General features: G+C 69.5%; 10 protein-coding genes. 5 read left to right on the forward strand and 5 right to left on the reverse strand.

Translation table 11 applies throughout. The features are described 5' to 3' along the window. Positions 1-141 precede the first annotated feature (141 nt). The 5 genes from KF910_RS13930 to hemE form a co-directional block, all read right to left on the reverse strand. Positions 142-381 (reverse strand): DUF6489 family protein, encoded by a 240-nt coding sequence (locus KF910_RS13930; protein WP_292263971.1) that lies wholly within the window; start codon positions 379-381, stop codon positions 142-144. 131 nt (positions 382-512) lie between these two features. Next, positions 513-1,910, reverse strand: a complete 1,398-nt coding sequence (gene rho / locus KF910_RS13935; protein ID WP_292263973.1) for a transcription termination factor Rho — start codon at positions 1,908-1,910, stop codon at positions 513-515. A gap of 326 nt (positions 1,911-2,236) precedes the next feature. Further along, entirely contained in the window at positions 2,237-2,701 is a 465-nt protein-coding gene (locus KF910_RS13940; protein WP_416354719.1) for a CopD family protein, read from the reverse strand. Continuing rightward, the gene (hemH, locus tag KF910_RS13945; protein WP_292263977.1) at positions 2,701-3,738 is read right to left on the reverse strand and encodes a ferrochelatase; all 1,038 of its coding nucleotides are present in this window, start codon (positions 3,736-3,738) and stop codon (positions 2,701-2,703) included. The genes KF910_RS13940 and hemH overlap by 1 nt, the downstream gene beginning before the upstream one ends. Then, positions 3,735-4,769 carry a uroporphyrinogen decarboxylase gene (gene hemE, locus KF910_RS13950; RefSeq protein WP_292263979.1) on the reverse strand — a complete coding sequence of 345 codons (1,035 nt, stop codon included), beginning with the start codon at positions 4,767-4,769 and terminating at the stop codon, positions 3,735-3,737. Before hemE ends, hemH begins: the two co-directional genes overlap by 4 nt. A 443-nt stretch (positions 4,770-5,212) precedes the next feature. Here hemE and KF910_RS13955 point away from each other — a divergent pair, with 443 nt between their 5' ends. From KF910_RS13955 to dnaQ, 5 genes are read left to right on the forward strand one after another with little or no spacing between them, the layout of a single operon-like run. Then, positions 5,213-6,091, forward strand: coding sequence for a pyruvate, water dikinase regulatory protein (locus KF910_RS13955; RefSeq protein ID WP_292263981.1), 879 nt, complete (start codon positions 5,213-5,215; stop codon positions 6,089-6,091). Beyond that, positions 6,085-6,693, forward strand: a complete 609-nt coding sequence (locus KF910_RS13960) for a Maf family protein (RefSeq protein WP_292263983.1) — start codon at positions 6,085-6,087, stop codon at positions 6,691-6,693. Before KF910_RS13955 ends, KF910_RS13960 begins: the two co-directional genes overlap by 7 nt. Beyond that, a complete protein-coding gene (locus KF910_RS13965) occupies positions 6,690-7,496 on the forward strand; it encodes a shikimate dehydrogenase family protein (RefSeq protein WP_292263985.1) in 807 nt (268 codons plus the stop codon). The genes KF910_RS13960 and KF910_RS13965 overlap by 4 nt, the downstream gene beginning before the upstream one ends. Next, complete coding sequence (coaE, locus tag KF910_RS13970; RefSeq protein WP_292263987.1) at positions 7,493-8,134, forward strand: dephospho-CoA kinase; 642 nt, start codon at positions 7,493-7,495, stop codon at positions 8,132-8,134. The genes KF910_RS13965 and coaE overlap by 4 nt, the downstream gene beginning before the upstream one ends. Positions 8,135-8,139: 5 nt before the next feature. Beyond that, positions 8,140-8,862: a DNA polymerase III subunit epsilon gene (gene dnaQ, locus KF910_RS13975; protein WP_292263988.1), complete on the forward strand. Its 723-nt coding sequence runs from the start codon at positions 8,140-8,142 to the stop codon at positions 8,860-8,862. Positions 8,863-8,934 lie beyond the last annotated feature (72 nt).

The raw sequence follows: 8,934 nt of genomic DNA on the forward strand, positions 1-8,934 counted from the left end.
CTCGGGCCGCCCCCCCCCCGGGGGGGGGGGGGGGCCGCCCGGGGGGGGGGGGGGGGGGCCTGACCCGAGCGTCGGTGTCCGGGGCTGGCCCCCTCCACCGCTTCGCGGTCCCCCTCCCCCGATGGGGGAGGAGCGCATGCCTCACGGCTTGCCGACGCCCGTGACCGCCGATTCCATCAGACGGCGGAACTGGTCCTGGGCCTGGAGGCCGAAGCTGGTCCAGGTCTTCATCAGCTCTTCGGGCTGCATGGCCGCGACATTGGCCTGCATCCGCTTCTGCATTTCGGCGACCATGGCCTCGTTCAGGGGCGCCACATCCGGCAAGCCCAGAAAGGCGCGCGCCTCGGCCGGAGTGCAATCGACTTCGACATTGACCTTCATCGCATCGTCTCCTGTTTCACGTGAAACATCGCGGATGAGGGGTGATGGGTGGTTGGTGATTAGTGGTTGGGGGTGATGAGCAATGCCGCCCTAGTCACTCATCACTAATCACTCTCCACCCGGCCTGCCCATCAGGTGTTCATAGACTGGAAGAAGTCGGCGTTGTTCTTGGTCTGGCGCAGCTTGTCGAGCAGGAATTCGATCGCGTCCTGCGGACCCATGGGGTTCAGGATGCGGCGCAGGACATAGGTCTTGGTCAGCTGGTCCTTGGGCGTGATCAGGTCTTCCTTGCGGGTGCCGGACTTCAGCACGTCGATGGCCGGGAAGATGCGCTTGTCGGCCACCTTGCGGTCCAGCACGATCTCGCTGTTGCCGGTGCCCTTGAACTCTTCGAAGATCACCTCGTCCATCCGGCTGCCGGTGTCGATCAGGGCGGTGGCGATGATGGTCAGGCTTCCGCCCTGCTCCACATTGCGCGCGGCGCCGAAGAAGCGCTTGGGTCGTTGCAGGGCGTTGGCGTCCACGCCCCCGGTCAGCACCTTGCCCGACGACGGCACGGTGGCGTTGTAGGCGCGGCCCAGGCGGGTGATGGAGTCCAGCAGGATGACCACGTCCTTCTTGTGCTCGACCAGTCGCTTGGCCTTTTCGATCACCATCTCGGCCACGGCGACGTGACGCGACGCCGGTTCGTCGAAGGTCGAGGCCACGACCTCGCCCTTCACCGTGCGCTGCATGTCGGTGACCTCTTCGGGCCGTTCATCGATCAGCAGGACGATCAGGAAGACCTCGGGGTGGTTGGCCTCGATCGACTTGGCGATGTTCTGCAGCATCACCGTCTTGCCGACCCGCGGCGGGGCCACGATCAGGCAGCGCTGGCCCTTGCCCAGGGGGGCGACGATGTCGATCACCCGGCCCGAACGGTCCTTCAGGGTCGGATCCTGAATCTCCATGTGAATCCGCTCTTCGGGATAGAGCGGGGTCAGGTTGTCGAACAGGACCTTGGTCTTGACCGCCTCGGGGTCTTCCAGATTGATCGTGTCGACCTTCAACAGGGCGAAATAGCGCTCGCCCTCGCGCGGGCCGCGCACCGCGCCATGCACCGTGTCGCCCGAGCGCAGGCCGAAGCGGCGGATCTGGGACGGCGACACATATATATCATCCGGACCCGGAAGATAATTGGCGTCCGGGCTGCGCAGGAAGCCGAAGCCGTCGGGCAGGATTTCCAGCACCCCGTCGGCGATGATCTCGACCTCTTCCTCGGCCAGGGCCTTGAGGATGGCGAACAGCAGGTCCTGCTTGCGCAGGTTCGAGGCGTTCTCGATCTCCAGCCCTTCGGCGAAGGCGACCAGGTCGGCCGGCGACTTCTCGTTCAGTTCGGCCAGGGTGATGCGGCCGTTGGGAACGATGGGTTCGCCATCGTCGTCCTCATCCGCCTCCTGGTCGATGACGACCTGGTCGGCGGCGGTTGTGTCCGCGTCGAAGGTTTCGGCTTCCGGGGCGGTGGGGTCGGTATCGCGGACGTCGGTCATGGGCATCTTCATTCAGGCGCGCGCCCGGACGCTCGCACCGGGCGAGGTCGGGACGGCTGGCGATTCATGGCCTTGCGGCCGGCAGGAACGGCGATGGAGTCCGCCTCGGCTTCGAGAAGGGAGGCGGCATCGCTGGGAGAGAGGGACCGTCCGGCAAAGGGCCAGGACCGGTTCAAGCGCAGGCAAACCACGCCCGCCTCCCCGGGTCAAGCACCGCCGCACTTGGCCCTCGATAGAGCCCTCAAGCAGCGAGCGCCCGCGGCGTGAGCGATAGCGCCCCTAACGCGCTCAAGCAGGAAGACGCCGCGCGTCGACCGATAGCGCCCCTAAAACGTCCATTCCGTCGTCACCGACAGGACCATGACGATGGCGATCAGGAAGGGAATCTCGTTGGTCATGCGCCAGAAGCGGCCCGAGTATTTCGAGGTCCCGGCCAGGATCTTCTTGCGCTGGCCGGCCAGGAAGCCGTGCCAGGCCGACAGGGCCAGGACGCCCAGCAGCTTGACCACCATCCACGGCTGGTGGGCGAAGCTCCAGTCCGCGCCGTGGCCGCTGCGGATCCACAGCAGCCAGCCGCCGAAGACGAAGGCGACGATCATGGCCGGATTGACGATGATCCGCAGCAGCCGCACCTGCCACAGCCGCAGAAGGGCGCGCATCTCCGACCGCACCGGCTCGGGCCTGTCGGCCTGTTCGGCGTCGTAGGCGTAGAGGCGCGGCAGGAACAGCATGCCAGCCATCCAGGCGATCACCGCCACGATGTGCAGGCCCCGGACCAGGTCGTATTCCATCACGCCGCCTCCTCCGGGCAATTCGCCTGAAACGGACAGGCCGCCCAGCGCCCCGAACATCCCGGACCATAGGGCGCCGCCCCGGCCCGGCCCAGGGCCGTTTCCACCGCCCCGACCAGGGTCTCGATGAAGGCGGCCGAAACCCCGACGGCGGGCGCGCGAAGATAGGGAGTCACTCCCAGCCGATGGGCCAGTTCGCCGTATTCGATGTCCAGCTCGACCAGGGTCTCGACATGTTCCGAGACGAAGGCGATGGGCGCGACCACCACCCCGACCCCGTCGGCGCCGGCCTGCCGGATCGCCTCGGCGGTCGACGGCCCCAGCCATTTCAGCGGCCCGACCCGGCTCTGGTAGCAGACCTGCCAGTCGACCAGGCCCAGGGCCTCGGCCAGGGCCGCCGCCGTGGCCTCGACCTGTTCCTGATAGGGGTCGCCGCGCCTGGATATGATCTGTTCCGGCACGCCGTGGGCCGAGAACAGCACCCGCACCGGCGCCGCGCCTGCCTGGTCCAGACGCGCCCGGATCGCCCCTGCCTGGGCCGCGGTCCAGCCCTCGGCGCGCGGATAACAGCAGACCACATGGTCGCGCCCCGGCCCGCGATAGGCCTCGCGCCAGCGTTTCAGGGAAGACTCCGTCGTGGTGGTCGAGAATTGCGGATAGAGGGGCAGCAGAACCACCTCGTCCGGCGCGAAATCCGCCACCTCCGCCGCCGTCTGTTCGGTCAGGGGATTCCAGTAGCGCATGGCGATGAAGACGCCGATCTCGTCGTCCGGCCGAGCCTGTTTCAGGGCCGCCGCAAGGGCCTCGGCCTGGGCCCGGGTCTCGGGCAACAGGGGCGAACCGCCGCCCATCAGGGCGTAGTTGGCCTGGGCCGCCGTCTCCCGCCGGGCGGCGATGAGGTTCGCCAGGGGCCGCCGCACCAGGCCGGGCAGGCCGATGATGGCCGGGTCGCTGAACAGGTTGGCCAGAAAGGGCCGGACCGCCTCGGGTCCGTCCGGTCCGCCCAGGTTGAACAGGACGACGGCGATACGGCTCATGCCGCCCCGATCCGCTTCAGTGCCTGTTCGACATGGGCGATGGGCACATCCGGCAGGATGCCGTGGCCCAGGTTGAATATCCACGGCCCCTCGCCCCAGGCTTCCATCAGCTGATCGATGCGCCGATCCAGCATCGGCCCGCCAGCGCGCAGCAACAGGGGGTCCAGCGCCCCCTGGATGGGCCGGATCGCCTGGACCTGGCGACCGACCTCCAGCGGACAGGCCGTATCCAGGGCCACGCCCTGGACCCCCGCCTCGGTGGCGTAGCGTTCGGCCAGGGCAGCCGAACCGCGCGGAAAGCCGATGATGGGGACGGTGACGCCCAGCTCACGGGCGCGGCGCACCAGGGCCTGGTGCGGGGCCAGGACTAGGGTCTGGAACAGGTCGTCGGGCAGGCCCTCGGCCCAGCTCTCGAAGATCTTCAGCACCTGGGCGCCGGCGTCCTGCTGCATCTTCAGGTAATGGGCCGTGGCCTCGACCAGGATCTCCAGAAGGGCGGCGACCTTGTCCGGCTCGGCATAGGCATAGGTCCGGGCCTGCGCCCGCTCGCCCTTGCCGATGGTGCGCGCCTCTCCGTCCAGCATATAGGTGGCCACGGTCCAGGGCGCCCCGGCGAAACCGATCAGGGCCCGTTCGGGTTCCAGGGCCGCGCGAACCAGGGTCAGGGTCTCGCCCACCGCCTTCAGGGCCTGGCCCGCCGCCGGGGCCAGGTCGCGCATGACGGCGATCTCGGGCAGGGCGCCCAGGCGGGGTCCCTCGCCCGCCTCGAACCAGACCGTCTGGCCCAGGGCGCCGGGGATCAGCAGGATGTCGGCGAAGACGATGGCCGCGTCGAACGGAAACCGCCGCATGGGCTGAAGTGTCGCCTCGGCCGCCATTTCGGGGTTCAGGCAGAGGCTGATGAAATCCGGCGCCTGGGCGCGCAGGGCCCGGTATTCCGGCAGGTAGCGTCCGGCCTGACGCATGAACCAGACCGGCGGCCGGGCCGGGGTCTCGCCGTTCAGGACACGGATCAGGGCGGGGGTGCTCATCCGTTCGGCTGATACGAGCCCCGTGACGCGGGCTCAACCCTAATCCAGATCAAAGAAGAAAAGAGGAATGGAAGTAGTCGGTAGGCCCCCGGAATGGCGGGGATGACCGGCCTGATTGCGACGTTTTGCATCAGGTTTTCCCCCGTCTGGCCCCGCTTTCGGCACGACCCCCACCGCCCTGTCGAAACCGGGGATGACTCTGAAGAATGTCTTAAACCTCAAACCCTCTCCTTCTCGCCGGGGTGTGCGCCGTTAGGACTTCGTTAACCTTCTCCCCAGGGTTCAGCGGCGAATTCTTCGGCCAGGGGAGAAATGGGGCCAGACTTGGGCGATCGATCCCCCCGGCTTCACACTCGCTCCCCGGACGGCCGGGCGCTATGGTCATCGGCGCCCAGGACGGCGCCCGCCGCCCACAGGCCGACCCACAGGAATTCCGCCCGCCCATGACGCCCGCCGCCCGCCTTTCCCGCTCCGGACCGACGCGCCTGGCGACCTATTTCCATGTCCATCTGGTCTCGGATTCGACCGGCGAGACCCTGAACGCCATGGCCAAGGCGGTGACGGCCCGGTTCGACGGCGTCATCCCGATCGAGCACATCTACGCCTTGGTGCGGTCGCCCAAACAGATGGAGCGGGTGCTGGAGGAGGCGGCCCAGGCGCCGGGGGTGGTGTTGCACACCATCGTCGACCGCGACCTGCGCGAACAGCTTGAAGAGGGCTGCCGCCGGCTGGACATGCCCCAGATCGGGGCCCTGGATCCCCTGGTCGGCGCCCTGTCGCGCTATCTGGGCGCGGCCCTGTCGACCCGCGTCGGGGCCCAGCACGCCCTGGACCACGACTATTTCAACCGCATCGCCGCCCTGGATTTCGCCATGGCCCATGACGACGGCCAGGGCGCGACCGAGGAGCTGGAGGGCGCCGACGTGGTCCTGTGCGGGGTGAGCCGGACGTCCAAGACCCCGACCTGCATCTATCTGGCCCATCGCGGCATCCGGGCGGCCAATGTGCCCCTGGTCCCGGGCCAGGAGGATGGAGAGCGGCTGACCGCCCTGCGCAATCCCCTGGTGGTGGGCCTCAGCGTCTCGCCGGATCGGCTGGTCCAGATTCGCCGCAACCGGCTGGACGGGCTGAACGCCAGCCGGGCCTCGGACTATGTCGACCACGAGGCCGTGCGCGAGGAGACGGTCAAGGCGCGCCGGGCTTTCGAGCGGCGCGGCTGGCCTGTCATCGACGTCACCCGCCGTTCGGTCGAGGAGACGGCCGCCGCCATCCTCAACCTGCTGAGCCAGAAGCGCAGCCGGGGGTTGGCGACCACATGGTGACTGCAACCGCGACCCCTGCCCTGATCCTGGCCTCGGGCAGCGCGGCCCGGCGCGCCATGCTGGAAAACGCGGGCGTCGCCTTTCAGGTGCGGCCCGCCGATGTCGATGAGACGGCGGTCAAGACCGGGTTCGACCCGGCCGACGCCGCCGGACTGGCCCGGGCCCTGGCCTGCCGCAAGGCCGTGGCGGTGTCCGAGACGGCGCCCGGCGCCTGGGTCCTTGGCGCGGACCAGACCCTGGCCTTCGACGGCGGCCTGGTGTCCAAGGCCCCCAGCCTGGACGCCGCCCGCGCGCGGCTGAAATCCATGCGAGGCCGGGCGCATCATCTCCATTCCGGCGCCGCCCTGGCCCGGGACGGACAGGTGGTCTGGTCGGCGGTGGATATGGCGACGATGCAGGTGCGGGACTTTTCCGACGAATTCCTCGACGCCTATCTGGCGGCCGAGGGCGAGGGGCTGTTGGCCTGCGTCGGTTCGTATCGGCTGGAAGGGATGGGGGCCCAGCTGTTCGACCGGGTAGAGGGCGATTATTTCACCGTCCTGGGCCTGCCGCTGTGGGCCGTGCTGGATCAGCTGCGGCGCCAGGGGGTGATCGCGTCATGACCCTGCGGGCCGGGGTGGCCGGTCATCCGATCCGGCATTCGCTCAGTCCCCTGCTGCACGGCGCCTGGATCGCCGCGGCGGGGCTGGACGCCCGTTACGACGCCTTCGGGCCCGAGACGCCGGAGGATTTCGCGGCCCTGCTCGACCGGGGCCGGGCGGGCGAGTTGGCCGGGCTGAACGTCACCGCCCCCTACAAGGAACAGGCCTTCGCCGCGGCGGATCGGGCGACCGCGACGGCGCGCCGGGCCGGTTCGGCCAATCTGCTGTTGTTCCGGGACGGCCGCATCCTGGCCGACAGCACGGACGGGCTTGGCCTGATGGCGGCCCTGGCCGAACAGGCGCCGGCCCTGGACGTGGCCGGCCGGGCCGTGGTCGTCCTGGGGGCGGGGGGCGCCGCGCGGGCGGCGGCGGCGGCCCTGGTCCAGGCCGGTGCGGCGGTCCGCATCGTCAATCGCACGGCCGAGCGGGCCGAACGCCTGGCCGCCGACCTCGGCCCCTCGGCCATCGTCACCCGCAGCCCCGAGGCCTTCGACCAGGCCGCCCTGGTGGTCAACGCCCTCAGCGTCCCGCCCGACCTGGACCTGGACGCCCTGGAGCCAGCCACCGTGGTCATGGATATGGGTTATCGGCCGCTGCTCACTCCCCTGCTGGCGGCCGCCCGGCGCCGGGGCCTGCCGGTCGTGGACGGGCTGGCCATGCTGATCGGCCAGGCGCGGCCATCGTTCCAGGCCCTGTTCGGGGTTGCGCCGCCGGCCATCGATGTGCGCGCCCTGGCCCTGGCCCATCTGAAGGAGACGGCATGATCGTCCTGGGCCTGACCGGATCGATCGGCATGGGCAAGTCGACCACGGCGCGCCTGTTCGCCGAGGCGGGGGCGGCGGTCTGGGACGCCGACGCCGCCGTTCACGCCCTTTATGAGCGCGGGGGCCGGGCTGTCGCCCCGGTCAAGGCCCTGTTTCCCGACGCGGTCGTGGACGGCGCGGTGGACCGCGCCCGCCTGGCCCAGGCCCTGGGCGCGGACGCCGCCGCCTTCGCCCGGCTGGAGGCCGTGGTCCATCCCCTGGTCGCCGAACATCGGCTGGAAGAGCTGGCCCGGGCCGAACGTGACGGGACGCTGCTGGCGGTGCTGGACATCCCCCTGCTGTTCGAAAAGGGTCTGGAGGCCCTGACCGACGCCGTGGTGGTGGTCACCGCCGATCCCGAAATCCAGGCCGCCCGCGTCCTGGCCCGACCCGGCATGACGCGCGAGCGTCTGGACGCCCTGCTGGCCCGGCAGCTTCCGGACGCCGAGAAACGCCGCCGTGCGGACTTCCTGATCGACACCGGCCAAGGGATCGAGCCGGCGCGCCGGCGGGTGGCGGACATCGTGGCCCTGGCGACCGATCCCCTGTGGACGCCGCCGCGCCGAAGGCTTCACCCGCGGGCCGAACCGGGCCAATAAGGGCCATGGCCCGCGAGATCGTCCTGGACACTGAAACCACCGGCTTCGATCCCAAGACGGGCGACCGTCTGATCGAGGTGGGCTGTATCGAGATCGAGGACCTGCTGCCGACCGGCCGCACCTTCCACACCCTGGTCAATCCCGAACGGACCATCCCGCCCGGCGCCATCGCGGTTCACGGCATCACCGACGACAAGGTGCGCGACGCGCCGAAATTCCACCAGATCGTCCATGACCTGATGGCCTTCATCGGCGACGCCCCGGTGATCGCTCACAACGCCGCCTTCGACCGCAGTTTCATCGATTTCGAATGCGGCCGGTGCGACCATCCGCTGATCGAGGCGACGCGCTGGATCGACACGCTTCAGCTGGCCCAGAAGCGATTTCCGGGCATGGCCAATTCGCTGGACGCCCTGTGCAAGCGGTTCAAGATCTCGCTGGTCGAGCGCACGCTTCACGGCGCCTTGATCGACGCCCGGCTGCTGGCCGACGTCTATCTGGAGCTGAAGGGGGGCAAGGAGCGGGCGCTGGACCTGACCGCGCGCCCGACGACCGCGGCGGCCGTGGGCGGCGCCGTCGGCGGCTACGGTGCGCGACCTCGCCCCCTGGCGCCGGCCTCGACCGAACAGGAACGCGCCGACCACGCCGCCTTCCTGGCGCGGACGTTGAAGGACGGGTCCCTGTGGGCGGCCTATGGGGTCAAGGCGGCGGACCCGGCCGCCGCCTGATCCTCGCGTCCTAGACCGAAATTGGTTCAGTCGGATGAAGTTCGACTGGGCCCGGATTTCGGTCCAGGGATT

The organism is Brevundimonas sp., assembly GCF_019636155.1.
In the GTDB taxonomy this organism is placed as follows: Bacteria; Pseudomonadota; Alphaproteobacteria; order Caulobacterales; family Caulobacteraceae; genus Brevundimonas.

Coding starts and splice junctions, on each gene's coding strand:
- rho (WP_292263973.1), bottom strand. CDS start 1,910: ATGACCGACGTCCGCGATACCGACCCCACCGCCCCGGAAGCCGAAACC.
- coaE (WP_292263987.1), top strand. CDS start 7,493: ATGATCGTCCTGGGCCTGACCGGATCGATCGGCATGGGCAAGTCGACC.
- KF910_RS13955 (WP_292263981.1), top strand. CDS start 5,213: ATGACGCCCGCCGCCCGCCTTTCCCGCTCCGGACCGACGCGCCTGGCG.
- KF910_RS13965 (WP_292263985.1), top strand. CDS start 6,690: ATGACCCTGCGGGCCGGGGTGGCCGGTCATCCGATCCGGCATTCGCTC.
- KF910_RS13940 (WP_416354719.1), bottom strand. CDS start 2,701: ATGGAATACGACCTGGTCCGGGGCCTGCACATCGTGGCGGTGATCGCC.
- hemE (WP_292263979.1), bottom strand. CDS start 4,769: ATGAGCACCCCCGCCCTGATCCGTGTCCTGAACGGCGAGACCCCGGCC.
- KF910_RS13930 (WP_292263971.1), bottom strand. CDS start 381: ATGAAGGTCAATGTCGAAGTCGATTGCACTCCGGCCGAGGCGCGCGCC.
- KF910_RS13960 (WP_292263983.1), top strand. CDS start 6,085: ATGGTGACTGCAACCGCGACCCCTGCCCTGATCCTGGCCTCGGGCAGC.
- hemH (WP_292263977.1), bottom strand. CDS start 3,738: ATGAGCCGTATCGCCGTCGTCCTGTTCAACCTGGGCGGACCGGACGGA.
- dnaQ (WP_292263988.1), top strand. CDS start 8,140: ATGGCCCGCGAGATCGTCCTGGACACTGAAACCACCGGCTTCGATCCC.